The sequence below is a fragment of the Ornithinimicrobium cryptoxanthini genome (assembly GCF_023923205.1).
GTDB lineage: Bacteria > Actinomycetota > Actinomycetes > Actinomycetales > Dermatophilaceae > Ornithinicoccus > Ornithinicoccus cryptoxanthini.
Genome location: NZ_CP099490.1, coordinates 1,729,868 through 1,754,474, shown reverse-complemented (window position 1 = coordinate 1,754,474; position 24,607 = coordinate 1,729,868). Strand labels below are relative to the sequence as shown.

Below are 24,607 nucleotides of genomic sequence, written 5' to 3'. Positions count from 1 at the left end.
TCATCCGCTGCGGCTCATCGTCGTCTCGCCAAGTGCGGCTGAGTTTGCTTAGCTTGTCGTACGTGGCATCGCTGGCAGGGACCATCAGCGTAAAACAGCCAGTCGATGTGAGCCGAAGGGCGGGACAGCCCCTTGAGGGCACTCGACCCGATGAACGCATCTGTACACGATTCAGGCGAAATCTACCCCGAACTGTTGACACAGAGCCACACTTACCGGACCCATGTCACCTGGGTACGTGGGGCACGCTGACGTTGATCGTTGCGGCTGACTGTTCTCGGTCCCGGCTGGTGGGCAACTTGTTTCCAGAACCCACGTGATGGGTCCAGCTGTTCGGGACGGTCATGGCGTCTCGTCCGCGATCGCTGGCAGCCATGGTGGCACGTAGTGACGCGCGGGTCGCGGTAGCCACGTCGTGGCCTGCGTTTTCGAGGCGGCCGCGCATTCCGTCTGGAAGAGGGACTGCCCGTTTGAGCTGTACATCTCTAGGTGTCACCGCGAAGGCGTCGCGGGATGGGGACAGACGCTCGTCGTCGGTGTCGAGGGCTGCCTTGATTATGTCGTTAGCGGCGCGCGCATCGACTTCCAGCGGCGCCTGGCGGGCTGTTTCGTGGAAGAGGGCTCCTACGCCGGCGACCGTGGCATGGAAGCGGTGCAGGGAGCGCACCAGGGAGGGCATATCGGCACGATTTCCTATGTCTTTCGCCGAGGCGGGACCCACAGGAGTCGTGGTCACCTCTCGCATCGCGTCCGCTAGTTCCCAGCCTGCCTCCCGCAAAGACGGCGGACTCGTCTCGTGAGGGTGCGTGAGTTGCTTGAAGCGGGTGTGCGCTTCGCCCCACTTCTCGATCATGGTTTCCAGGGCTGGGGCGATCTGCGAGTCGAACACCGCCTGGTCAACGTGGCCGGCCTGGACCGCGGCCCGCCACATGCGGTGGGCATGCGTCGACGCCGCGAACGCCGCCTCGGCCACCCGGGCCATCGCGTGAGTTGTTGGTTCCTGGGTGAGGACCCGTTGGGCGTAGACGTCCCAGGCTGCGATCGCGCTCGGGATCCGAACATGGTCCACCGGCTCACGTTGCTTGCCGGTCAGCGCCTGCGGGTAGTGACCGTTGATGTAGGAGTGGGCGACCTGCTCAACCCCGAGGACTCGATGGCGTAACTCGTGCGCTGGCGTGCGCCGATGGTGCCGCAGTCGGGCGTCGAGCTGCTCGGCCAGCGCGTTCTCGGACAAGGCCACAGAGACCGCGTGCGAGGCGACGTACAGGGTGTGCATGATGCTGACGCGCGCGGCGAAAGAGTCGCGCAGTTGTGCGCTGGTCCATCGGGTGGGTTCTCGGCGTTCGGCGACACCGCTTTGCCCGATCATCTCGGCTGCCTGGGTGAAGACTTGACCGATCTCCTGCAGCGTCGAATCGACTTCGCGGGCATCGCCAGCTGCGCGGCGCAACGTCCTGGCGGACCGTTCCAGTTGGTCAATCACCTGCTTACCTGTCCCAGGAACGTCCGAGGCTTGAGGCAGGCGGCTCCACAGGTCGTTGGCCCCCTCGACAACCTCGCCCCAGGCGCGCAGCATCGCCCGCCCGTCGCGCTGGTGTGCGTCATACATCAGGGAGCGGGCCAGCACCTCGCCCCGCTCGATCAGCTCCCCCACACTCGGCGGGTAGATGGCCGGCGGCCGCCGGGTCATGAGAAGTCCCGGACGGTGTCGATCAACCGCACCACGACCAGACAGATCCCGGGCGGGAAGTCGTTGACAGGTTCCTGTCGGCTGAGCCCCTCGGCCTGCGCAGCGAGATCTACCGGATCGGCCCCGCACGTCGCCGGCCGGTCCAGGAGGGCGTCGCGGTAGTCGCCCGGCACCAGGTCATAGACCTGGGCGCACAGGTGGTCCAGGATGAACGCCAGGTCAACAGCGGGCGGATCGGGTGCAGCGCACGCGCGTCGGTGGGCCTCGGTGCTGGCCTGCCACAGCAGCTGGTGCATTCGTACCAGGACCTGGGCAGCGGCAGGAGTGGTAACCGGCTGGTCGAGCGGCATCATGGGAGTTCCTTCGTGGTCAGGGACGGCGGTATCCGCCTGCCTAGCAACGCCCTGGCAAGGCAGTCCTGGCCGGCGGCGGATCTGGGGGCGTACGGGCGGCCGCGAACGCCTGTGGATAACCGCTGCGGCCTGTCGGTGGCCTCGGGCACTCTGGTCATGACCCCTAAAGCGGGGACGCGAGAGCCGGGGGTGTCAAAACCACCCACCCAAACTCGACCAAACGACTGGCGGTGAACGACCACGTGGAGGTGGCAGCGATGACGGCAGGGCGGGCACGACGCGCTTATGCGCGGGTGATGATCGTGCCGATGGTGATGAGCGCGGCGATGTGGCTGGTCGTCGCCGCCCTGGTAGCGCGCCAGTACTGGCCGGCCTTCCTGCTGGTGATCGTGCCGGTGCTGGCCATCGCTGCCAGCACACCCGTAGGAGAACGGTGCCAGGCGGTGTTCATGTGGGCGCGGGCTCCACGGCTGCACCAACGCCACACCCTCGGCCCGGTCGCGCAGGTCCTGCTCGAGCACGGCGTGGAATCAGCACACCTGACGTTGCTTGTCGGGCCCAGCCGTGGAATTGCGGTCACCGCGGTCGGGAGACGGATCATCGTGGTCAGCCGAGGGTTGATCGAGGACGTGCGCCTGGGTCACCTCTCGACAGGGGCAGCCGCAGCCGTTGTCGCGCACGAGGTGGGTGTGATGCGTGCCGGCCTGACCCGCAGCGACCCGGCGATCAGGGTCCTGCTCGCGCCGTGGAAGGTCTGGTTGACGTTCATCGCTCTCATGTGGGCCGTCGCCTCCGCCTTGATACCCCGTTGGCTCATGCTGACCTGCCTGCTGATGAATGCCGGCGCGGGGATCTGGCTCGGCGCGACCCAGGACCCCGCCATGTTCGTCAGCACCGCCTGCTGGGCGGTAGTGCTGTGGACCTGGTGGACATTCCGGTCCTGGTCGCGGGCCCGTCATCGGATCGGTGACCACTACCTGGTGCAGACCGGCCTCGCGAGGGTCTACGCGCAGCTGCTGGTCAAGAGCTTCACCGACGACTACACCAGGGACCGGGCAGTGCGCCTGCAGCACCCAGAAATGCAAGGTGAGCAGGTGGTCGTCCCGGGCGAGGCCCCGCGAGCAAACCCCGCGCTCAGTACGACGGCCCGCTGACGTTCCCCGGCTCGTCGCGACCTGCCCGTTCGACGTCCTCGGCGACGAGGTCCTCCTGCTCCTAGATCCGTTGCGCCTGCTGTAGCCGCTGGGTGTGGTTGAGGTCCTGCACACGCCGAATCGCAGGTGTCCGTGCGGTCCGTTGCGCCTCCCGGGCAGCCCGCGCCGCCCTTGTCTGCTGTTCGCCAGACCTGTCCTTCGTCAACAACCTCCTGTGCGTTCGGTAGTGCGCGCCACGGGCAGGTGCGGTGACTGCGAGGTCACCTCGCTCTCGGCCTGGGCGAGGAAGGCTTGTGTCTGGGTGAGGGCGTTGGTGGCTGCGGCCAGGAATTGGGCAGTGGCCCGTAGGGACGCCGGGACCTTGTAGCGGAGTTGCGTGTCGAGGCGTAGCCCGGAGGCCACCGGGCTGATCGCTTGTGTCGCGGCGTCGAAGGAGGCCGCCGCGGCCAGGACCGCCAAGATCGCCGGCGGGTAGGACCCACTTGCGGAAGGCGTCACCTTCTGGGACCTGCGCAGTTCGGTGAGTAGTTTGTAGGCGCCGTTGGCTGCCTGGCGAAAGAGGCGCCGCAGGTCCTCGGCCTGGTCGATGACAACCCCCGTGTTAGCCGTGGGATGATGCTCGACCAGTTCTGCCCAGTCATCGAACCGCTGATATGCAGCGTCCAGGAGTTGCTGGAGATCCGGCAGGCTCCCCGCTGCCCGGACCTGCGGGTCAACGGCCGTCGCCGCCACCTGTCTCACCGTCCCACTCCAGGAGCCGACCCGGGGCCGCCGGGTACGGGGGCGCGCTCACGGGCGGCGTCCATACGAACCCTGACACCGTGGGAGATGGTCAGCGCCTGGGCCCGTGCAAGGTCGGAGGCCTGTTCGGCCCGGGCGAGCTCATCACGCAGAACGCCCCCGGCGCCGGTCGAAGCCCTCAGGCGGTGTTCAAGGGTGGCCGTGGCCAGCGAAGCGTCGCGGCCTTGGGTGGGCGTGGACTGCCGGGCGTGCTCGGCGATGCCAGCCAAAGCGACCACGGACTGCTCCACCAGCGGCAGGGCCGAACCCAACCGCTCGTCGAGGTGTTCCAGTCGGGTAACCAACATGTCCCGGTCGACCTCGTCCCGCCGGGTAGGCGACTCCAACCGGCTGACCTTGACCACGGCAGTGCGGGCATCCTCGATGCCCTGGCGGACATGGTGATGGATGCTGCGCCCGCTCTGAGCGGCGCTCTCGCACGCCTCTGCCAGCTCCCGCAGCGCCTCGCCCGAACTGGCAGCTTCACGGCTGCCGCGCAGAGTGTTGATCCCCTCCACGGACGACCACGCCTGTGTCACGGCCTGGTTCATCTGCCGGATCCCGTCGCGCGCCTGCCCCAGGGTGTGCTTCGTCTGAGACAGCAACCAACGAGTCTCAGAGGCCCCGGCAAACCGCCACGTCAACGGATCCTTCGACGCCGCGGACCCACCGCGCACCGACTCAGCGCCAGCGGTCTCGCTGGACTCACTCATCGCAGTCAACCGCCTGCAGGTCGGATCGCAGAATCACCTCGAGCTGTCCGTCCGCCTGCTCCAGCAATTCACCGACCCGGGCCACGGCCATGCGCGCCTCCTGCAGCTGGGCGGCCATCGGGACAGCGTTCGTGAATGGTTGCGTCATGTCACGTTCCTTCGCTTGGTGTTGTGTCAGGGCCCGCCGCACGAACCCACCTACGCACCAAAAGCGGCCGCACGCGCGTCCGGGTCTCACCGTCGCTTATCGCGCGATCGACAGCGCCGGCCCAATGCCGTCACCTGGCACGTCCCGATGGCCCCTCATCCCCTCACCAGCGGCCCGTGATGCGCTGTCGGGTAAGGACAGGACGTTGCCGGTCTGGCTCGACACCCGTGACACCGTTGGGAGAAGCGGGCGGTGCAGCAGGTTGGCGTGCACGGGCTCGAACCTCAGCCCATCGGGCAGGTGACCGACTCCCGTACGGCGGCGGCAGACCGCAGGAGCGCAGCCTGGGCGCGGCCCAACTCCATCCGGGACTCTTCCAGCGCCAGGTGCAGGCCCGCCACTGTGTGCCGCAGCCGTGAGCCGTCCTCCTGGTCTTGCTCGGTCTGCGGCTCGATCGCCTCGACCTACTGCCGGCCGATGGTCAACCACCGCTGGGGTACGGCAAGCCGCCGCCCGAGCCAGGACGGCTGTGGTCAGCGCTGGCACCGGCTCGATAGACTCCCTCGAAGGCGAGCGGATGGGACTGGAAGCATGGCGACGGCACGCAGCAAGGCACTCAGCGAGCGGGCTGGTGACCCCAAGGACGAGTACTACAGCAGGATCGAGGACATCGAGTACGAGCTGAGGCACTACAAGCCTCACTTCAAGGACAAGGTCGTCTTTTGCAATTGCGACGACCCCTACGAGAGTGACTTCTTCAAGTACTTCGCCATGAACTTCAACGCGCTTGGGCTGAAGAAGCTCATCGCCACCAGCTACACCAGGTCGCCCATCGTCGGGAACCAAATCGACCTCTTCGAGACCGCCGGTCTGCGCGACGCGCCGGATCCGAAGCAGCCTTACAAGGTCGAGATCACTGAGGTGCCCGACCTCAACGACGACGGTGCGATCGACCTGCTCGACGTCGAGCAGCTCCTGCGGCACGATGCCAACACCATGACAATGCTGGAGGGCACCGGAGACTTCCGCAGCTCAGAGTCCGTCGAGCTCCTCAATGAGTCCGACATCGTCGTGACCAACCCCCCGTTCTCGCTGCTGTCGGAGTTCATCGGGCAGCTCATGGAGCACGACAAGAAGTTCGTCATCGTGGCCAGTAAGCTGTCTGTGACCTATAAACCGATCTGGCCCTTCTTCCAATCCGGGCGGATGTGGCTCGGGAACGGCTTCAAGAACGGGAACGCCTACTTCCGAGTGCCGGACGCCTACCGAGACCGCAAGTTCGCCAGCGGGGTCTTTGACCCCAAGACCGGCCTCGTCAAGTTCCGCAACATCTCTTGGTTCACCAACCTCGACATCGCCAAGCGCCACGAGAACCTCACCCTCTTCAAGCGCTACACCCCCGAGCAGTACCCGACGTACGTCAACTATCCGGCCATCGAGGTCGGGACGGTCAGTCAGATCCCACGGGACTACGACGGTGAGATGGGGGTCTCCTCGACCTTCCTCGACAGCCACAACCCCGATCAGTTCGAGATCATCGGCTACAGCGGCGGTTTGGCCCAGCCCATGAAAGACATCGCGCCCGATGGGACCTACACCAAGGGTGGGCCTAGGTTCTATCTTGCGCAGAGTGATGGCACCTACAAGCGCATGTTCGACCGTGTCATCATCAAGCAAATCGGAGGCGCATCGTGAAGATCGATCGGCACCAGATACCTATCCGGGACATAATCGAGAACTACCGCGACCACGCCGAAGAGGGCGTCTTCGGCTACGGCGGGCAGCTGAACATTCGCCCGCCCTACCAGCGCGAGTTCGTCTACAAGGACAAGCAGCGCGACGCGGTCATCGACACCATCTTCAAGGGGTTCCCGCTCAACGTCTTCTACTGGGTGGTCAACGAGGACGGGACGTACGAGCTGCTCGATGGCCAGCAGCGCACCGTCTCGCTCTGCCAGTACGCAGCCGGCGACTTCTCCGTCCTGCTCAACGGCAACCGCAAGGGCTTCGACAACCTCACCACCGACGAGCGCGAAAAGTTCCTCGACTACGAGCTCATGGTCTACTTCTGCCAGGGCACCGACTCCGAGAAGCTCGACTGGTTCCGCATCATCAACATCGCCGGCGAGAAGCTCACCGACCAGGAACTCCTCAACGCGGTCTACACCGGCCCGTGGCTCACCCACGCCAAGTCGATCTTCTCCAAGACCGGCGGAGCGGCCTACGGCCTCGGCGACAAGTACCTGACCGGGGCGCCGATCCGCCAGCACTACCTGGAGACCGCGCTGAAGTGGATCAGCGACGGCAAGATCGAGCACTACATGGCGACCCACCAGCACGACCAGAACGCTAACAAACTATGGACCTACTTCCGAAACGTCCTGAACTGGGTCGAGGACTGCTTCGTCGGCTACCGCACGGAAATGAAGGGCATCGCCTGGGGCCCGCTGTACGACCAGTACGGCAAGGACCCCGTCGACACCGCTGCCCTCGAAACTGAAATCAACGACCTCATGGCCGACGACGAGGTCAAGTCGAAGAAGGGTATCTACCCCTACGTCCTCACTCGTGACGAGAAGCACCTCAGCCTGCGCCAGTTCGACAAGGCAGCCCGTCGAGGAGCCTTCACCCGCCAGAAGGCTCGCTGCGCCAACGGCAAGAAGTGCAAGACCCCCGGCAACACTCACGGCCAAATGACGTTCGAGTTGTCGAAGATGGACGCCGACCACATCGTGCCCTGGTCCAATGGTGGGAAAACCACCCCCGACAACTGCCAGATGCTCTGCATCGCCTGCAACAGGTCCAAGGGAGACCTGTAGTCGCGCCCGCGGCACGCTATTAGAGGAGCCCTCCTGACAGCGGTGCCATGCCGCGTCAGGACGCTCCATGGTTGCCCCCAACCACCGGCACAGACCTTAGTCCAACCATGTGACACGTCTCCGAGGACAAATGAACGCATGAGGGAGCCTACCCAGCGACGGACGTCGGACACAGACTCGGACACCATCACCGATCGCCACCACCCGTCACCAGGAGGCACTCCAAGTCATACAAGCCCTTTGCCACGGCCAGGGACACCTCCCTCTTGGTGAGGTTGGGACCCTCCTCCGCCCACCTGCTCGAGCGCTTTCATCCTCGCCGCGTCACTCTGGTTGACCCCGGCGAAATGGCCCTCGTCGATGTCGGGCCTCGGGCAACCAGGAGGAATTAGCTCACACGCCGACACAACATAACGGAAAGACGAATAGTTCGAGAATATATCACACGCCAAACAACTACGGCTCACTAGACATGCCTAGCAGCCAAAATGATTATCACGGGCGCCCAGCCACCCTGGATCCCCACCAGCCCCACGCGAGAAGAATTAGAAAAGCCCCAATATAGCCAGTCCCGACACCAACCCATGCCCAAAGGAAACCATCAAACATAGACAGCAGAAGGCCCATCACTAAAGGACCGCTAGCGAAACCCAGATACGTACCCCCAGCCACTACTGCTGTGGCTAGGCCAATTCCCCTCCCTGACCTGCTCTGAACGATTACGGAATTCACCACAACAATAATAACTAGAGAAGTAGCACCGTGAATGCACGTCCCCACCCAAAACAACACAGGGGCATGCAACACATCCGCGAGTATGAGAGCAGCCATGGCTACGACACCACCACTTACTAAACCACGCAGCAACGTCTGAACCCGGTGCTGCAGCACCCAAGTGCTTCTCGTGAAAGCCAAACGACTGAGTATAGCAATACCGCCTGCGACGCTAACCGCTACACCACCCGCGACTAGGGACATCTCAAGACGTTCTACCGCGAACAGTGACAAATATACATTCGTGGACTGAATCCCAATCCCCACCATAAACGTGAACCCTGTGAGCAACAGAGTCTGCGAAACCAAGCCCAACCCCGAAATTACTTCGCCGTCGGAGGTTCCATTCACTGTCGATGCAGGATCCGGAAAGCGCGCTTCCCTCGCCTCCCCTGCGAGCTTCTCAATCAAAATCCCAAACACCAGCAGCATCACAGCGAAGGCCGCCCCGACGAGACAGGCGAAACGCCAACCACCGATCAGGTACAGCGCGGGAAAACCGATACCCGCAACCACCTGCCCAGCCTGCACGCCAGACTGCTTAACGCCTATCCAACTTGGACGCAAAGACGCACTAACACTTCGAGCGACGATCAGATTCGTAATCGGTGTGGAAAACGCCTGACATGCACCCGCGACACCTGCGGCAAACAAGATGACCCAGAGCCTCGATCCAACGGCCACCAACAAGAACGCTACAGCGGTTCCACCATGAACCAGTATCAACTGCAGGACAACCGTCAATCTGTCAGCTATACCAGCCAATAAAAGACTCGCAAGACCCGCGCTCGAGAACAATACCACTGCAAAATACCCAAATTGCGACACAGATATCGAATACTGCTCCACGAGGGCGATACCGGAGCTCGACAAACTATGTGTGAAAAGGGGACCTACAGCCATCGTCGCCGTCAGACTCGCCAAGAGGCTTTTCCTGTACCCAAGGGATGGCATTCAATACAGCCCTTCTTATAGGCATCTAGGAAGTGCTCCATGGGGCTCTATGGCATAGCCGCGATCGGACCAAGCCTGATAGGCCATACTCGACTGGCCTGGGGCACAAGGTGGACCTTCGCACAGGCGAACCAACCTACAGTTACCCGCCATCAAGCATTCGCACCGCCGCGTTGATATCCCCTTCCTCCAACGCGAGACGGATAGCACTAGAGGAAACTTTCTCAGATCCATCAACAACAAGCTCCTCTGCAAGCACTTCGATTCCGTAGGGAGGAGCAGTTGCTTCTAGCCACGCGATGTCACCTGTCCCCCCTTTGCCACATCGGAAGTCACGACCAACAATAACCACCCTAGTCTGCAGACGATCTACTAGCGTCGACACAAGAAACTCATCACGAGTGGTATCCGCAAATTCGGCATCGAAACGAATTGGATAAACATCATCTACACCCAGACTCATCGCACGTGCGATCTTCTCTTCGAGCGTCATAAGGATTCTTGGACACTCATCCGGTCTCAACACGGTAAGTGGGTGCGGATCAAACGTGATTAGCGTGCAGGGGATGCCTCGCTCCTTCGCCTCGGCCACAGCTCGCGTCACAAGGGCAACATGACCAATATGGAATCCGTCAAAGTTCCCAATAGTTACGACTCGCCCAAAGCAATTCTGAGGCACCACACTATCTCCTGAGCTAAGCATTTCGCCCAGGCAGTTCAGGAGACCCCGTTTCATGCCGCTGAGTCGTTCTACCGATAAAGTCCATAATTGCTTTACCAACGACACCCGGGTGCTGTAACCACAAGGCATGACCACTTCCTGGCACCATCAACACCTGACTTGCCTCGAGACCAGCACCAAGATCAAGTGCCGCCTCTTTAGGTGATAGTAAATCTGACTCACCTGACACAATGAGAACCCTGTGGGTCACTCCTTTCAACCGCTCCAAAGCATTGTGTTGAATGAAGAACTCCAATTGGTCTGCGTAACCCTCGACATCAACATCCCCGCCCCTCATCCCCTCCAAGAGTGACTCATAGAGTCCAACGTGCGCACTGATCGAACTCGGGTCAAATAACAGGAGGGTTGACACATTGAAGTGCAACGCCGGTGACACTCGCAACAACTCACGCCGAAACTCATAAACTCGGCGTGACCATTCGGTATGACGCCCCAGAGTCGATAAGAGAACAGCGCTCCTCACGCGGGCGGGATGCCGAATCAGCATTTCTTGCGTCACCATACCACCCATCGATAAGCCAACGAAATCAGCCGATTCTATGCTAAGGTCGTCCATTACTTTCAGAACGAAATCGCATGCCGAATCGCTTGATAACGGACTCGACCAACGTGGAGAGTTGCCACTGCCTGGCGGATCGATAAGAACCACGTTTCGGACACGCGACACTGTCTCTAGCAACTCCCTGAGCGCACCCCCGCTAAGTCCTAACCCAGGAATGGCTAATAGAGGCGGCCCTTCCCCTAGGGACTCGAAGTAAATCTCTTGCGATGTCATGGAGTTGCGAACTATTCTTGAATCTTCGAACCGCGTGCACCGAAACCGGGCCTGTAGACCCCGTCTAAGAAGTCCTTCACACCGCCAGTACGCCACTCATCGTTCTGACGAACAGAAAGTTCTGCTTGCTTAGCAATGGCATAGTTGATCGCGGCTTCAGGACCCATCTCCAGCGAGAACCGGTATGCCTCCTTTGTCGCGCGGAGAGCATGTGGGTCTTTCTCAGTCAGCGATGCGGCAACTTCACGTATGCGTTCATCAAGCCTCTCGTCGGGGACAGCTTCGTTGATGAAGCCAATTTCTTGGGCGGACTTCCCGTTGAACTGCTCGCCCGTCATGGCGTAGTAGAGAGCAACCTTGCTTGTCATAGACAACCCAAGAGAGCGAGATACCGGACCACCAGGGAACATCATGAAATTGATCTCGGACAGCCCAAACCTTGCATTCTCGGCCGCAAATGCGAGGTCGCAGCCTTGAACTATGCTGAACGCCCCGCCGAAGCAGTACCCCTCTACTGCGGCGATGGTTGGCTTTGGGAAACTCGGCAACACATTGAGGCGCCAATTTGCCGCGAGTTGCGCCCTGTCAAGGGCTTCGGCTGGGTCTGCATCGGGGACGAAAGTATCCCCTAGGTCCATACCCGCGCAAAACGTCCCCCCCGCTCCTCGAATAACGACCACCCTAGCGGCGGGGTCTTTCCGCGCACGATCTAGTTGGCCTTCCATCGCCTCATGCAGTTGTGAGTTCATAGCATTTCGCGCAGATGGCCGATTAAGCCACAGCGTCGCCACGCCATCCCGCAGATCATAAATAACCGTGTCAGTCGTCACTCTTCTTCTCCCTCACGTTCCAACAAAGACATCCCAATCCACTGTCTGGGCATAAGTTCCAAAGTTCTCTCTTCCCATGCATTCAATCCCGACACCGCCTGACTCCACGCTATCGCACTGCTGGTACGGCCACCGATGCCGGCTTCCTCCGTGAAACCCATCGCACCATACGTTTGATGCACCGCCTGAACAACCCGTCGGACGCACTGTCTCGCGTGTGAGCTTGTAAGCGAAATATTGAAACTGGATAACCGCTGCTCCTCCATAGTTATGCAGTTGACGAGCAAGCCTGACATGATCAACGTTTCCTCAACCGCTATACAGATGAGGTCTTGGACCCTCTGGAAAGACCGAATCTTCCGCCCGAACTGCTCTCGCAGGTCCGCGTATGCTATAGCCGAATCCGTTACCCTAACTAGGGCTCCCAACACTTGACTCAGAAGCAAGACCGACCATGCTTCCTTCACCCAACCGGACTCAACTTCGGACCAAGCAATGCGATCTCCACCGTCACAATCATACTCTGCTTCACCGATCCATGACCCATCCCCCCCAACCCGGCTAACTATAGCAAGGCTCTCATTTAGTAGACGCAGTCCATCCTCTTCAACGACAAGCGTGTTTTCGGAGACCCCACCCCAGAGAGTGTTCGCCCGACACAGGCTACGTCCATCGTCCAATCGGCGTCCGGTAGCGAAGGCCAGGGCAAATGTCTTAGATTCGGAGAGATTTCCCAAGAGCATGTTGCCAAGGACATGGTCGGCGACGGGAGCATGTAGGTCGTGGTACCCCATAGACCGCGCCATCTCCAACGCGTGCGTCCATACTTCATGGGACTGCGTTCCGTACCCCTTGCCCAGGGAGGTGATGCCAGAGTCGACTACCGCCTTCCATCCATCCGGATAGTCGGGATGCGATTCCCAAAGAGGACTGGCCAGGATACCTTCGGTCAAGAGGTTCATGTCTCCAAGCATGCTACTCATAAATGCCTCTCGCTAGGACCGTGCGGAGTACCTCGTTAGTGCCTCCGCGTAACGTGAATGACGGAAACAGTCTCGCCAGGTTCTTGAGTTCCTCGCTGGCATCCATATCGTTGTCGCCGGCATCTGCCTTAGCAGCCTCGAAGGCAAAGACCGAATCGGATTCCAGGGAAGTCCCGATGTCTTTCACCACACATGCCAACACTTCAGGAGGTTTCCCAGAGTCCATCAAGTGCCCGACGGCACGGGACAAGGAACGCAGCGACTGGATACGTGCCAGATATTGAACTGCGGCAGTGCGGTTCCTATCAGACCCCGGAGATTCAGTGAGCATCGCTGCGATCAGCGGCCATGTGCTCAGGTATCTTTCGGGTCCGCTGCGCTCATATGCGAGTTCTGCGCGAACCTGTGTCCACCCATCACCATCAGTCCCGAGTAATGCATCATTGTCGAGATGGACATTCGTGAAGGACACTTCTGCGAAGTGTTTGTGGCCCCCCGTGGAGCGTATTGGGGACACCTGCACTCCTTCACTGCGAAGCGGCACTATCAGTTGACTTAGCCCCTCGTGCTTACTACTGACGGTGCTATCTGTTCTGCATAAGACGACCATATAGTCACAACGATGAGCGTGGCTGCTCCAGATCTTCGAGCCATTTAGAACCCAGGTACCATCCTCTTGTTTGCGCGCAAACGTCCGGACGGATGCCAGGTCAGATCCTGCGTCAGGCTCCGACATTCCCAGCGCAAAGTAGCACTCTCCATTTGCCATTGCCGGGAGGAATCTATGAGCCTGCTCCACAGTGCCAAACTTCAGTATCGTTGGACCTACTTGCCTATCCCCCACCCAATGGGCAGCCAGGGGTGCCCCCGCTCCTAGAAGCTCTTCGATCACGGCAAGCCGCTCCCCCGCCGCGGCCGCGCGTCCTCCAAATTCCGTCGGCCACGTCATACCGATCCATCCGCGACCTGCCAATAGTTTGGTAAACTCCGGCGAAAAGCCTATGTGCCAATTATCACTTCTGCTGTGATATCTACTCTCAGCCTTGCATTGACGCAGGAATTGTCGCGCCTCACGCCTGACCTCTGTAAAAGAGTCCGCGGGTATAAGCAGGGCCTCGAGACTTTCCCATAACAAGCCATTCCTCATGCTATGCCTCACCCTCCCCAAGAAACGTCCTCAACCACGCATTATCCGCCCCAAGCTCCGGCGGTTTGCGCGGTTGCGGCATCCCACTCATTTCCACCGCTGGGAGGACACTCCCCGGCGACTCGGGCCAATCTGCGTATGGCCGCAAGAGATCCAACTCTTCCGCGATCTGTGAGGAAAGCACCTCGGGTATCTGAGTTATCTCCGCACACGGCACGTCCACTTCTCGCAAGATTTTGAGCCAAACTTGTGCGGGTTTAGTTAGGAACTCTCCCGTCAGTTCGTCTCGGAGGGCTAGGTAGTTGTCCACCCTATCGGTATAGCTTGTGAATCGTTTGTCAGGTCGCAGGTCGACTCTGTTGATCGCCCCCGTGAAAGCTTCCCAAAACTTCTTTGGCGTAGACAAGTGTATTGAAATCATGCCACCGTCTGAGCACCGAAACGAGAAGCTCTGCGATTGTCGTACACGCGTCAGAGCGTCCGGACGTTCGCCTGTGACGAGGAAATACGTGTAGAGCTCAGACAGAAAGCTGACAGACGAAGAAATCATTGACGCGCGAACCAGGGAACCATTGCCTGTCACATGCCTGCGGTTTAGTGCAGCCAATATGCCCATGGCTGCGCTGTATCCTGTGACACTATCTGACATTGATGGGCCGGCGGGTTGTGTTGGGTCTGCGGTTACAGCTGTCAGTCCAGAGAGAGCCTGGCCGATGGCATCGTACATTGGAGTTCCTGCCAACGACGCCGCGTTTCCGGAACCGCTGACTTCGCAGTAGACCAAGCGGCGGTTCGTCCTGCTCAGAGCTTCATGATCGAGTCCAACAGTTTCAATAAAATCTTGCCTGAAGTTATGTATGAATACGTCAGCCTTGTCTAGAAGACGGCGAGCAGCCTGTAAATCATCCGCGTCTCTCAGGTCCAAGGCAAGAGAGCGTTTAGTCCTGTTAACGGCAACAAATCTAGGAGAAAGCTCGTTCGGACGCCATGCGCGAAATGGATCGCCTCCATCCGGCGCCTCGATCTTAATGACCGTTGCTCCGAAGTCAGCAAGGATCATTCCTGCGAGGGGGGCACTAATAAACCTGCCGGCCTCGACCACTACGATTCCATCCAGTGGAGCTGTCACAAATGTCACCTATCTAACGCTAAACTGAGCCACTCACCGCGCACCGCGGGATCACTGTTACACACCATCAGGCCCGGCCGTCCCGAGTTCTCGGCCAACCATTGATCAAGAAACCTCGACATATCCATCTTGCTGGAGACATTCATCGCGTGAACACCGAGTGCCCTAGCCAGAGGAACGAATTCAGGGTTATCGAAGTCAGAGATCTCTTCCGAAGTGAGACCGTTAAGGTGCAATATGTGTCGCTCTGCACCGTAACCGCCATCGTCTATAAGCACCACCAAGATTGGTATTTTCTGGCGCGCCGCGCTTTCCAATTCTCCCAACGACATCATCAGTGAACCGTCACCGATCACCAGGGTGGTGATGAGGTCAGGGCGAGCCACGGCCATGCCCATGGCCGCACCCAAACCAAGAGCAATGCTTCCGAACTCGAGTGAATAGTAGAATGCTTTTCCATCAGGTACGTCCAGATAGATTGGGGGATAACCCGAACAGTGACCCCCATCAACGACAATGGCACGGTTGGTGGGCAGCACTGAGCCAAGCGCACGCATCAAGTCGGATGGATGCCACTGAGCCTCTCCTTTTGACTCCCCACTTTCCGTGCCGCCCTTCGAATCTATCACCCCCGAGCGTGCTTGACTGAGAAATTTCCCAGTTGCAATTCCCCAATCATAACCGGAACCTGGGTGCGCCCTAGCCTCGATGGTCTTTCGAAGAGCCTCAGCGAATCCACCACTATCGGACAAAACGGACGAAGAAACGGGAGTATATCGTCCCAATGACGTCTCAGCATGATCAACCTGGACTATCTCTGTCGCCTCCCCGAAAAGACTACCATACTTCGTGGTTCGATAGCCGAGCGAAGCCCCGACGGCGAGTACAATGTCAAGTTCTTTGAACATTGCATGGGCCTCAGGAAGGGCATAGCCCCCGATGACACCAACAGCTCGTGGACATTCTCCCCACGCTCCGTGACATGGCAACGTTGTCGCAACAATAGACCCTGTCCTCTCGGCGACAGCGTGCAAATCTCGCATGGCGCTCTCTGAATTTACCGCTCCCCGGCCCACCAGAATGAGACTCCGCTCCGCAGCAAGCAAAGAGGAAGCGATCTTCTCGACCTGATCCTGCGTCGCAGTGTCGCCGAGTACCTCGGCCGCTTCCACGTCCATGCCAGGTGACGTCCCCGTTACGGGCACCATATGCACATTAGATGGAGCGCGCTCCTGCCAATCCGAAGGCATAGAAACTGCCACCAGAGTTCGCTGCGTACGAGCCGTTTCCAATGCCCGGCTCACCAACGTTCCCGGGTCTACTCCGTCGCCTGCAGACAGGACCAAGGCGCCGCATGCTTCCAAGAAGCGGGTCTGATCAAGTTGCTGAGGATGATCGGGGACCGATCCAGGTGCCGCGCCGCACAATAGCACCACGGGGAGTCGAGACCGGACGGCCGCGACGATGGAGGTTGCGGCATTGGTTAATCCAGGGCCTTGTGTCGTGCTCGCGACGCCGACGAGTCCGGAACCTTTCGCATAGCCCACTGCCATGGAAACGGCCGCATTCTCGTGGCGGGCAGAGAGACAGCGCATGCCTTCCCACATGCAGGCATGAATCAGCTTCATATTCGCATCGCCAGCAAGGATGTATAATGGCGAGTCAGCTAGCTCTCCATGCAGGCGTTTGGCAATAACCTCATAATTCCTGTCACCGCCAGTCGCATGTTCCGCGGGCATCATGTGGACTTCCACACTAAAGCGCGCTTGCTCACACTGTTGGCTAGCCTATCCAAGAGGAACCCGACAATTAGCAGGGCGAGCAGTACCGCGAAGGTAGAAGTAGTATCAAAACTGTTACCGTAGAACTTTACCAAGAACCCAAGGCCTCGGTTGGACGCGAGCATCTCAGCAGTAACGGTGCCAACTAAGGCCATTGGAAGGGACAGCTTGATTCCTGCGGCGATCCAGACGAATGCGGATGGAATCCTCACACGAACCGCCACATCACGGCGGGTGCCGCCCATGATCCTAACCACATCAATCAATCCCTGGCTTACCTCTCGAATACCATAGTACGTATTGAAGAAGACGAGGAAAAAGGTTAGAATAGCTGAGATTGTGATGGCGAGTTGGGTTCCGATCCCAACCCAAATAACTAGCAATGGGATCAAAGCCACGCGAGGTATGCTCCAGAAGGTCGTGATGAACGGTTCCACGACGCTAGCCCAGTATGGACTCGAACCCAGTGCATACCCGAGTAACAACGCGGCAATTGCGCCAACAATAAAGCCAATGACAACGGCGATTACTGTAACGCCAACGTTATCCAACAACGTGCCATCCACAAGTAGTTCCCAGAACCTCACAGCGATACGAGAGGGACTACTGATGAAGTAGTCCTCAACTAGCCTTCCAGAGGCTAGTTCCCAGCCGCCGATAAAGACAACTGCCAGAATTAGCCGCATCATCCATCGGGGAACGAGCGGCCCACTCCGTCGGCGGGTAGCAACCGCATCCTCCTGAGTCGCTGCCCCATTGGGCGGCTGGACAGAAGTCTCCTGGGATAGAACCCTGCCCTTGCGCGACTCCGTATCAGACTTCATCAGGACACCTCGTCTCCTTCGAGTTTCATACGCAAATCCCTTTGGACATCGACATAGTCTGGGGACATACGCACCTCTGCCAGGTTTCGCTCTTCGCCAAAAGGTATATTCACTTCGGTGGCGAGATAAGTGGGTGCACCATCACGGCTCCTGAATACCAAGACTCTATCGGACAGGAGGGCCGCTTCCGGTATGTCATGGGTCACGAAGAGTACAGTCAAGTCAAGCTTCTCGACAGCATTACGAAGTTCGTCGTGCAACCCCTCTCGGAGACTAGCGTCGATTCCCCCGAACGGTTCATCCATCAGGATGACCGCCGGGTCATACACAAGACTTCGCGCCACCAGAGCACGCCGGCGCATGCCGCCCGACAACTGTGACGGGTAGCGGTCCGCTGCTGCTGTCAGGTTGAGTAGTTCCAAGTAGCGATCGACTCGGTCCTGAATGTCACGCTTCTTAAACTTTCGAAGTCTCAGGGGTACCTCGATGTTCTTGCGTACCGTTCTCCAAGGCAGAAGGGTGTCTTCCTGTGTCATGTAACTCACATGCGTGTTGATCCCCTTTACGGGACCTCCTTCAAACTTAACTTCTCCAGAAATGGGGCTGAGCAATCCAGCAACAATATTAAGCATTGTGGACTTACCACACCCGCTCCGCCCAAAGAGCGTAACGAACTCTCCTCTGTGGATCTCATTAGTCACGCCGGCGATCACAGTAGGGCCACCGAAGCCCATTGCCACATTTCGGAGCTCGATGACAGGTTCCCGTCTAGTCGACGGCTCACGATTCAGCACATCATCTCTCTGCCTAGCCAACATCTTCAATCACATCCCTAATCCCGAGCTTGCTCGACCACCAGATCGGCAAGCATGAGGTCCTCGTATACCCTGCCGTACACCGTCTCGGTCGCTTCTACTGTGTAGTCGAGGGCTTCCTGCGTGAATGTTTGGTTGGGAATGACTGCCTGGCGGGCGCTATCCCATGTTAGGTCCCATGTGCCGTCAGGCAAGGTAGGAAAGAACTCTTCCTTGATTGCGGCCTTCGTATCAGCATCGTCGTCGATCAACAACTGTGCGCCGTCTCTAACGCTCGCGATGAAATCATTGACGAGCTCGGGGTCTTCGTTAATGACGTCTTCTGACGTGATCGCGGTCATGTAAAGGAAATCGCTGAACTCAGGAATATCACCTGCCGACACATCAATCCACTTGACCGCGTCGCCGTCGACAATCGCGCCCTCTAGTGCCCCGGCGGACCAGAAACCAACCTCAAATCGATCGCCCTTGATTCCGGAAACAACAGTCTGCTGGTCCGAAGGCAGTAGTGTGACGTCACTTTCGGGGTCGATCCCGTTCCGGTTAAGCATGAGTGCAAGCAGGGTATAGTTTGCACCGCCGCTTGGCGGTGCGCCGATTTGGAGCCCACGCAACGCCTCGACTCGTTCCGCAATGGGGGAGTCCGGACCGACACCCGTTTCAGCCATTATTTCAGCTGCAATATCGTCCCGCATGGCGATGGTCACGGCAGGACTCTCGATATTGAGCACAAACTGGACGGGCAGGCCCTCCTGTTGCGCATCGATAACCGTCGACGCACCCACTGTGGCGAATGGCGCCTGACCGCTTGCGACGGTCGCCAGTGCGGTTGTTGAATCACCTGCCGTCGAAGTATAGTTCACCTCCAAACCATGGTCACCGAACGTATCCTGGGTGATTGCAGCAAGTATAGGGCCCGAAGACATGGCGGTAGACGACAGTGTCAAGTTTATACTTCTAACGCCCTCTCCGTCATCAGGCTGGCTCTGACTGCAGGCGGCAGTACCCATCAAGGCAACGGCTACTGCGTAGACTCCAAGCTTGCGGTATCGCATGGTTCTGACTCCTTTGTCGGAATGTAGTTGAAGCTTGATTTGCCAGTCACGTTTGGGGTGAAACTCGTACTTCTTGAGTCCGGACGAACGATTCACATCAGAAGAACCACCTCACTGGTTCTTGGCCACGGTCTTGATAGTCACCAAACTTGCCACTGTAGAACGCGAGTGGCTGTCCTGGGCGCGCGCACAGGCGTGCCACGTGGCCAACCAATATCACGTGGTCACCGCCTGGAAATACATCTGCCACCGAGCACTCTATGTGCGCAAGTGCCTCCGGGATAACCGGTAGAAGATGCTCACCATAGTGCAAGTCTAGGTCCGCGAAATGATCATTGGCCGGCGACGCGAATCTGCGCGCGAGAGGCTCTTGACGCTCGGACAACACAGACGCGACAAACGAGCCAGTTGCAAGGGCAGCTTTGGTAGTGCGGGCTGACTCACTCAAGCAAACCAGAATGAGAGGTGGCGTCAACGAAACGGATGTTAGGGAATTTACGGTCATCCCCTGTGGTCGTCCAGCTCCGTCATGAGTGGTTATGACCGCCACGCCGGTCGCAAAGCGGCCGAGCGCATCCCGCATCTTCAACGCATCCACAGCGGTTGTCGTGCTAGCCATTACGAGTCGCTCCCGTACCTGACCTCGAATGTTGTGCAGCCGTCTTCGCTGACCCACGGACCATGCGGCATCCCTGGAGGCCTGCATGCGTACATCCCCGCCGTGAAGGTTTTGTCTATGCGGATGTCCCTAATGCTCCCATCGAGGATGTAAACCTCCTCCCAGAAATCGTGCCGCTGGACACCGTTCGGGGTCGTATCGGTACCGGGTGCGAATGAGAGGATGCGTGTCACATTTCCCCTTGAATCTTGTGCAAGGATTCTCTCAGTGAGAGATGCCACCGATCCCTCACAGTCAGTAAACGCCACAGTGTCTACGGGATGAAACTCATGCTCAGGCTTGGACATTTCAGTTCCTCCTAAGTTATTACAAAGCTTCGGCTTTGTACGTGGACAGGAATCCTTCGACACGTGACACAGCGTCATCGTAGTCAAAGTTCCGGAAAGAATGACCTTTGGCAATGAACGGGGCGCCTGCATAGAACATCTCATATTGGTGGTGGCGTCCAGCAAATTCCGAGCCGATGGCATCCCAAACGAGTTTGAACAACTTTATCCGTTCAACTGCGGGCACGCCTGGCGACTGGACATAGCGTTCGATGTCGGGCCACTCGTCCTCCGACAGCACGTCATTCACGGTCGCAGGCAGCTGGAGTACGCCTCCCCCAGTCAAATCACGAACGATTGCCAAGACCCGGGGATAGATTTCCGCTTGCATACCCATCGCACCGTAGAGTGGCCTCGCTTGAGGACGCCACATTCCCTCGTTATCCGGCTCCGCGTTGTACTCGGAGGCAAATACCGCCGCTTCAACCAGGGACGCAAGGCTCGCAAGTTCACCCAGTTTCTCTTGTACGCCTGGAAATTTGTCGGCTCCATTGACCGCTGCCACCTTACGAGCCAGTCCGGCCATGAAGCGGAGCTTCGTCACGAACCGAATCTGTGCTTGGCTGTTTCCCATCACGTGGGCACCCGTGCCATAAAACTGTTTGGACAGGTCGGAAGGGACCTGGTTGACAAAAACACGGTCCCAAGGCACTTTCACATCATCAAACACAACGAGCGAGTCCGTCTCATCGAACTGGCTTGTGAGTGGATAGTCGAAGACGCTAGTATCCCCAGACGCGTAAGGACGCCGACAGTACAACTTTAACCCCGGCGTCGTAATCGGCAAGGCAAAACTGACAGCAAATTTTGCATCTTCTGGCGTGAGGGGCTTAATGCAGGATACGAACAATTCATCGGCGACCACCGCCCCAGTTGCTAGCATTTGGGAGCCTCGAACCATGATGCCATCAGCATCTTCTGCAACAACTCCAACTTGCAGGTAGTCCCCCGCCCATCCGTGCGCTGTCGTGGCCCTCGATACCTGTGGTGGAATTATAGCGTACGATACATACAGACTTTCCTGAAGTATCTTCTTGTGGTAATTCACAACATTCTGCCCCAAGTCGTGGGGTTGCCTCGCGAACATGTTGGGGTTCGATGCGAAGGCGGCGATGAACGCCCCCACATGGTCGGGACTACGGCCCACCCAGCCATGTGTCTGGTTCGCCCAAGTTTCAATCGCCTTGCGGCGGAGCACCAATTCCTCGTGCGTGCGTGGAATCGAGAAGACTCTGTTAGCGTCGGCGTCAATCTCTGGTGAGTGGTAGATCATCTGATTTTTATGATCGGAAGCCGTGTCGTAAAGCGCTGCTATGGTTTCTGCGATGGGCCGGAAGGCCTCGTGCTCTAGAACATGTTCCACCCGTCTTCCGTCAACGTAAACTTCTCGCTTAGCCTCAAGGGAGTCTAAGTACTGGGAACCACTACGCATGGTTGTTCTCCTTTCTAACGGAATACGAGTGACGCAAGCTCTGGCCGTCTGGAAACAACAACTCTACAGTCCACGAGTCCCCATAATGGAACGTGCCACCGGTAATCGGAATAGTTCCAAGGAAGAGGACTAGGTCGGTTGAGTCACCGCTCATTGGAAGCGCGCCGAGTTTATCCAGGATGTCATCTGGGTTGCGGATGTCGGTGAGCGTTCCGTTCTGATACAGCTCCTCATCAACCCACGATCGAAGTTGCACGCGATGCCAAGACTCAACCTGTGGGCTACTCCCTATGTGGCGAACGACTGGTCCCAACGGCTTCTGGCAGGCAGCTTTCGCCTCGTGTATGGAGAGCCTCTCTATTTCACGGTCAGTATGATCAGAGCCTATGCCGATGTAGTATTGCCCTGCGTGTCGGATCAGAACTGGCTCTGCTTCGCCACTTGTTCGATCTCCCACGGTGGCTACGGTTTCGTTTGTTGTCAGTAGGTCAGAAGGCAGCCGATAGAATGTTGGGACTGATGGAGGTGGGGCAACGCCGATAGCCTGGAGTTCGTCAATATGTCTGGCGACGCTATCCGGATCGCTTCCTGTATATCCAGCGATCACTAGACACGGGGACTGCATTTCCAAGTTTTCGCCATTGACCACATGGAGCCTCAATCCGATGTTTTGTTCCTGATGCACGCTAAACGCTCCATTCCGCTATCGCACTAGTTCCCGTACCGACTTTCTGGCGGTCCGCGAGAACTGGGAACTCGCGACGCACCTGTTCAACTAATGCTGGATTCACTTCGCACATGTAGATTCCCTCCTCGTCACCTGCCTCAAAAAGGACATCCCCCCACGGGTCCACAACGCGGCTGTGACCGGGGAGCGAGATTCCTTCCTGCTCCCCCACCGCGTTGCACGCAATCACATAGATTTGGTTCTCAACAGCCCTCACCGAGGTAAATAGTTGCCAGTGGTGTAACCTTGCGGCTGGCCAGGCTGCTGGCACGATGGCCATATCGGTGCCTTCTTTGACGAGCGCTTCCCAGACTGCAGGGAATCGCAGATCATAACAGGTCGTGGAACTAAGGCGACCGAATGGCGTTCCAGTAGTGGTTACCATTTCCCCAGCCGTCAACAATTGGGCTTCTCTAGATTGGTAACCGAACACGTGAATTTTTCGATACACTTGAACCACATCACCTGAGGGGTCCAATAGAATGGCGGTGTTGTAGAGTTGGCCATCTCGCGTCTCTATGATGCTGCCCACGTGCACGTGGGCAGACAACCGCTTCGCCCACCTCCTCGCGTGTCCGAGGACCGGACCCTCCAAGGGTTCTGCGTTTTCTTCGTACCGATCGAAATAGAAGTAACCTGGTGCCCACAGCTCCGGGAAGACGATAAGGTCCGCCGACGGAATGTCATGGAGCATGTCCTCAGCGCGCTGGATGCGTTCGGACTTAGACTCCGTCGATGGACTTCCGATCTGTACTAGGGCGACCTTCATGTAAACGTCCTTCCGGTCAGCATTGGAGTACTCTTCGCCGTGTTTAGTCGATGGAGTACTCCCAACGTGCTGGCAAGATGCTTCTCAACTGCTCTAGCCGCCACATCGGCTTTTCCTGTGGCGATTGCATCTACGATGGTTTGGTGCTCGGTAAGTACCAAGGCCGTCCTCTCTGCTGATGCTGCCAGGGCGGTCAGGCCGGTTCGAAGTTGCCGGTCCCGGAGGGATTCGTAGATGTTGGCTATGACCTCGTTCCCTGCTGCTGCAACAATGGTTCGATGAAACTCTCTATCGCAATTTATGAAGTCAACAGGACGATCTTTAAGCCCTTTTTGCTCAGCTATTATGTTTTGGAGTCGAGGTACAATGTGCTGACTTAGTTCGACAGAGCGTCTTACGCACCAGTCTTCGACGAGAGCGCGAGCATCCATGAGGTGAGCGACTTGTCTCTCTGTGATGGGTGGTATGTATGCCCCTTTATTGGGCATTATTTCGATGAATTGTTCGGCTTCGAGGCGCAAGAGAGCCTCGCGCACAGGCGTTCTGGAGAGGCCGGTCTCTGCGCAGACTTCGGCCTCCGTGAGGAATCTGCCTTGCGTGCCGGGCAGTGCCGCGACGTACTCCTTCAGCCAGCCATACGCGCGATCCTGCGCGCTGGGCTGGGCCCGTTGCCGTGTCATAGACAACATGTATACACGATGGCTACCGGGTGCACAAGGCCCTAGCTCGCTCTAGCTCCGCTCTAGCTCCGGACTTTCATGAGGTTGTGCTGAGGACGGCGACGAGGGCCTGACCGTCGTGGCGGCTCGACTGGGTGTGCGCGGGCACGCTGTGGTACTGACTGGCGCTGCCGGGCTGCGGTTCTCCGGGCGATGTCATGGGTGGACCGGCCAGGACCAGGCGGGTGCGGAATGCTGCGATGTTGGCGAAGATGTCCACGATCGCGGTGGCCCAGGGCCAGGTCGACGGGATCCGCGGGCGTTGTCGGCGGTCGCCGTGGGTGAGCCGTGCGGGCACGTGCAGGAACCGGTAACGCAGTGGCTTCTCCGCCACCGGCAGCAGACGGTACCGCCCCGCCCCGACACTGTCCACTTGGCTAGCACGCCCGTGGCGGTGCCCTGTGTGTCCGGCGAGGTGCACGCGGAGAACGGCTCTGGCCTAACAAGATGCCCACACCACCCGCGCTACCTCCGAGGACCCGTGCACAA

General features: G+C 58.6%; 26 protein-coding genes. 3 read left to right on the top strand and 23 right to left on the bottom strand.

Annotated features, from left to right (window positions below; genetic code table 11):
* Window positions 1-226: 226 nt before the first annotated feature.
* Together NF557_RS08035 and NF557_RS08030 are read right to left on the bottom strand one after the other, a co-directional pair.
* On the bottom strand, window positions 227-1,654 hold the full coding sequence (locus NF557_RS08035) for a hypothetical protein (RefSeq protein ID WP_252623519.1): 1,428 nt from the start codon (window positions 1,652-1,654) through the stop codon (window positions 227-229).
* A gap of 32 nt (window positions 1,655-1,686) precedes the next feature.
* Window positions 1,687-2,043 (bottom strand): hypothetical protein, encoded by a 357-nt coding sequence (locus NF557_RS08030; protein ID WP_252623516.1) that lies wholly within the window; start codon window positions 2,041-2,043, stop codon window positions 1,687-1,689.
* A gap of 257 nt (window positions 2,044-2,300) precedes the next feature.
* Here NF557_RS08030 and NF557_RS08025 point away from each other — a divergent pair, with 257 nt between their 5' ends.
* Window positions 2,301-3,197 carry a hypothetical protein gene (locus NF557_RS08025; RefSeq protein ID WP_252623513.1) on the top strand — a complete coding sequence of 299 codons (897 nt, stop codon included), beginning with the start codon at window positions 2,301-2,303 and terminating at the stop codon, window positions 3,195-3,197.
* A 201-nt stretch (window positions 3,198-3,398) separates the two neighbouring features.
* Here NF557_RS08025 and NF557_RS08020 read toward each other — a convergent pair whose 3' ends face one another.
* The 3 genes from NF557_RS08020 to NF557_RS17555 all read right to left on the bottom strand — a co-directional run bounded on the left by NF557_RS08020 (window position 3,399) and on the right by NF557_RS17555 (window position 4,808).
* Entirely contained in the window at window positions 3,399-3,929 is a 531-nt protein-coding gene (locus tag NF557_RS08020) for a hypothetical protein (protein ID WP_252623512.1), read from the bottom strand.
* A gap of 5 nt (window positions 3,930-3,934) precedes the next feature.
* On the bottom strand, window positions 3,935-4,582 hold the full coding sequence (locus tag NF557_RS08015) for a hypothetical protein (RefSeq protein WP_252623509.1): 648 nt from the start codon (window positions 4,580-4,582) through the stop codon (window positions 3,935-3,937).
* 100 nt (window positions 4,583-4,682) lie between these two features.
* Window positions 4,683-4,808 carry a hypothetical protein gene (locus tag NF557_RS17555; protein WP_256855759.1) on the bottom strand — a complete coding sequence of 42 codons (126 nt, stop codon included), beginning with the start codon at window positions 4,806-4,808 and terminating at the stop codon, window positions 4,683-4,685.
* Window positions 4,809-5,429: 621 nt separating this feature from the next.
* Here NF557_RS17555 and NF557_RS08010 point away from each other — a divergent pair.
* Complete coding sequence (locus tag NF557_RS08010) at window positions 5,430-6,533, top strand: adenine-specific methyltransferase EcoRI family protein (protein WP_252623508.1); 1,104 nt, start codon at window positions 5,430-5,432, stop codon at window positions 6,531-6,533.
* Window positions 6,530-7,657 carry an HNH endonuclease family protein gene (locus NF557_RS08005; protein ID WP_252623506.1) on the top strand — a complete coding sequence of 376 codons (1,128 nt, stop codon included), beginning with the start codon at window positions 6,530-6,532 and terminating at the stop codon, window positions 7,655-7,657. Before NF557_RS08010 ends, NF557_RS08005 begins: the two co-directional genes overlap by 4 nt.
* A 495-nt stretch (window positions 7,658-8,152) precedes the next feature.
* Here NF557_RS08005 and NF557_RS08000 read toward each other — a convergent pair whose 3' ends face one another.
* The 18 genes from NF557_RS08000 to NF557_RS07935 form a co-directional block, all read right to left on the bottom strand.
* A complete protein-coding gene (locus tag NF557_RS08000) occupies window positions 8,153-9,280 on the bottom strand; it encodes an MFS transporter (protein ID WP_252623504.1) in 1,128 nt (375 codons plus the stop codon).
* A gap of 247 nt (window positions 9,281-9,527) precedes the next feature.
* Window positions 9,528-10,088: an FAD synthetase family protein gene (locus NF557_RS07995; RefSeq protein ID WP_252624018.1), complete on the bottom strand. Its 561-nt coding sequence runs from the start codon at window positions 10,086-10,088 to the stop codon at window positions 9,528-9,530.
* Complete coding sequence (locus NF557_RS17805) at window positions 10,081-10,902, bottom strand: alpha/beta fold hydrolase (RefSeq protein ID WP_370584439.1); 822 nt, start codon at window positions 10,900-10,902, stop codon at window positions 10,081-10,083. Before NF557_RS17805 ends, NF557_RS07995 begins: the two co-directional genes overlap by 8 nt.
* An 11-nt stretch (window positions 10,903-10,913) precedes the next feature.
* Window positions 10,914-11,732 carry an enoyl-CoA hydratase-related protein gene (locus NF557_RS07990; protein WP_252623502.1) on the bottom strand — a complete coding sequence of 273 codons (819 nt, stop codon included), beginning with the start codon at window positions 11,730-11,732 and terminating at the stop codon, window positions 10,914-10,916.
* Window positions 11,729-12,475, bottom strand: coding sequence for an acyl-CoA dehydrogenase family protein (locus NF557_RS17800; protein ID WP_370584440.1), 747 nt, complete (start codon window positions 12,473-12,475; stop codon window positions 11,729-11,731). The genes NF557_RS07990 and NF557_RS17800 overlap by 4 nt, the downstream gene beginning before the upstream one ends.
* Window positions 12,476-12,707: 232 nt before the next feature.
* Window positions 12,708-13,862, bottom strand: coding sequence for an acyl-CoA dehydrogenase family protein (locus NF557_RS17795; RefSeq protein ID WP_370584438.1), 1,155 nt, complete (start codon window positions 13,860-13,862; stop codon window positions 12,708-12,710).
* A gap of 1 nt (window position 13,863) precedes the next feature.
* Window positions 13,864-15,000, bottom strand: coding sequence for a CaiB/BaiF CoA transferase family protein (locus NF557_RS07985; RefSeq protein WP_252623500.1), 1,137 nt, complete (start codon window positions 14,998-15,000; stop codon window positions 13,864-13,866).
* Complete coding sequence (locus NF557_RS07980; RefSeq protein WP_252623498.1) at window positions 14,997-16,733, bottom strand: thiamine pyrophosphate-binding protein; 1,737 nt, start codon at window positions 16,731-16,733, stop codon at window positions 14,997-14,999. Before NF557_RS07980 ends, NF557_RS07985 begins: the two co-directional genes overlap by 4 nt.
* Entirely contained in the window at window positions 16,730-17,596 is an 867-nt protein-coding gene (locus NF557_RS07975) for an ABC transporter permease (RefSeq protein ID WP_252623496.1), read from the bottom strand. Before NF557_RS07975 ends, NF557_RS07980 begins: the two co-directional genes overlap by 4 nt.
* Window positions 17,596-18,297, bottom strand: a complete 702-nt coding sequence (locus NF557_RS07970) for an ABC transporter ATP-binding protein (protein ID WP_252623494.1) — start codon at window positions 18,295-18,297, stop codon at window positions 17,596-17,598. The genes NF557_RS07975 and NF557_RS07970 overlap by 1 nt, the downstream gene beginning before the upstream one ends.
* A 131-nt stretch (window positions 18,298-18,428) precedes the next feature.
* Complete coding sequence (locus NF557_RS07965; RefSeq protein WP_252623492.1) at window positions 18,429-19,466, bottom strand: ABC transporter substrate-binding protein; 1,038 nt, start codon at window positions 19,464-19,466, stop codon at window positions 18,429-18,431.
* Window positions 19,467-19,563: 97 nt separating this feature from the next.
* The gene (locus tag NF557_RS17710; protein WP_306255017.1) at window positions 19,564-20,049 is read right to left on the bottom strand and encodes a flavin reductase family protein; all 486 of its coding nucleotides are present in this window, start codon (window positions 20,047-20,049) and stop codon (window positions 19,564-19,566) included.
* Window positions 20,050-20,084: 35 nt separating this feature from the next.
* Window positions 20,085-20,432, bottom strand: a complete 348-nt coding sequence (locus NF557_RS07960) for a cupin domain-containing protein (RefSeq protein WP_252623490.1) — start codon at window positions 20,430-20,432, stop codon at window positions 20,085-20,087.
* 19 nt (window positions 20,433-20,451) lie between these two features.
* Entirely contained in the window at window positions 20,452-21,903 is a 1,452-nt protein-coding gene (locus NF557_RS07955) for a 4-hydroxyphenylacetate 3-hydroxylase family protein (protein WP_252623489.1), read from the bottom strand.
* Window positions 21,896-22,588, bottom strand: a complete 693-nt coding sequence (locus tag NF557_RS07950; protein ID WP_252623487.1) for a DUF2848 family protein — start codon at window positions 22,586-22,588, stop codon at window positions 21,896-21,898. The genes NF557_RS07955 and NF557_RS07950 overlap by 8 nt, the downstream gene beginning before the upstream one ends.
* 1 nt (window position 22,589) lies before the next feature.
* Entirely contained in the window at window positions 22,590-23,399 is an 810-nt protein-coding gene (locus tag NF557_RS07945; RefSeq protein ID WP_252623485.1) for a carbon-nitrogen family hydrolase, read from the bottom strand.
* Window positions 23,396-24,088 (bottom strand): GntR family transcriptional regulator, encoded by a 693-nt coding sequence (locus NF557_RS07940; protein WP_252623484.1) that lies wholly within the window; start codon window positions 24,086-24,088, stop codon window positions 23,396-23,398. Before NF557_RS07940 ends, NF557_RS07945 begins: the two co-directional genes overlap by 4 nt.
* Window positions 24,089-24,155: 67 nt before the next feature.
* Window positions 24,156-24,452 carry a transposase gene (locus tag NF557_RS07935; protein ID WP_252624337.1) on the bottom strand — a complete coding sequence of 99 codons (297 nt, stop codon included), beginning with the start codon at window positions 24,450-24,452 and terminating at the stop codon, window positions 24,156-24,158.
* Between the last annotated feature and the right edge of the window lie 155 nt (window positions 24,453-24,607).

Bases quoted from the DNA above. Each gene is read 5' to 3' on its own strand.
- NF557_RS07940 (WP_252623484.1), bottom strand. From the start codon at position 24,088: ATGTTGTCTATGACACGGCAACGGGCCCAGCCCAGCGCGCAGGATCGC.
- NF557_RS07975 (WP_252623496.1), bottom strand. From the start codon at position 17,596: ATGAAGTCTGATACGGAGTCGCGCAAGGGCAGGGTTCTATCCCAGGAG.
- NF557_RS17795 (WP_370584438.1), bottom strand. From the start codon at position 13,862: ATGAGGAATGGCTTGTTATGGGAAAGTCTCGAGGCCCTGCTTATACCC.
- NF557_RS17555 (WP_256855759.1), bottom strand. From the start codon at position 4,808: ATGGCCGCCCAGCTGCAGGAGGCGCGCATGGCCGTGGCCCGGGTCGGT.
- NF557_RS08025 (WP_252623513.1), top strand. From the start codon at position 2,301: ATGACGGCAGGGCGGGCACGACGCGCTTATGCGCGGGTGATGATCGTG.
- NF557_RS07960 (WP_252623490.1), bottom strand. From the start codon at position 20,432: ATGTCCAAGCCTGAGCATGAGTTTCATCCCGTAGACACTGTGGCGTTT.
- NF557_RS17800 (WP_370584440.1), bottom strand. From the start codon at position 12,475: ATGCTCTTGGGAAATCTCTCCGAATCTAAGACATTTGCCCTGGCCTTC.
- NF557_RS07995 (WP_252624018.1), bottom strand. From the start codon at position 10,088: ATGCTTAGCTCAGGAGATAGTGTGGTGCCTCAGAATTGCTTTGGGCGA.
- NF557_RS07945 (WP_252623485.1), bottom strand. From the start codon at position 23,399: ATGAAGGTCGCCCTAGTACAGATCGGAAGTCCATCGACGGAGTCTAAG.
- NF557_RS17710 (WP_306255017.1), bottom strand. From the start codon at position 20,049: ATGCGGGATGCGCTCGGCCGCTTTGCGACCGGCGTGGCGGTCATAACC.
- NF557_RS07965 (WP_252623492.1), bottom strand. From the start codon at position 19,466: ATGCGATACCGCAAGCTTGGAGTCTACGCAGTAGCCGTTGCCTTGATG.
- NF557_RS07955 (WP_252623489.1), bottom strand. From the start codon at position 21,903: ATGCGTAGTGGTTCCCAGTACTTAGACTCCCTTGAGGCTAAGCGAGAA.
- NF557_RS08030 (WP_252623516.1), bottom strand. From the start codon at position 2,043: ATGATGCCGCTCGACCAGCCGGTTACCACTCCTGCCGCTGCCCAGGTC.
- NF557_RS17805 (WP_370584439.1), bottom strand. From the start codon at position 10,902: ATGACATCGCAAGAGATTTACTTCGAGTCCCTAGGGGAAGGGCCGCCT.
- NF557_RS07980 (WP_252623498.1), bottom strand. From the start codon at position 16,733: ATGATGCCCGCGGAACATGCGACTGGCGGTGACAGGAATTATGAGGTT.
- NF557_RS08010 (WP_252623508.1), top strand. From the start codon at position 5,430: ATGGCGACGGCACGCAGCAAGGCACTCAGCGAGCGGGCTGGTGACCCC.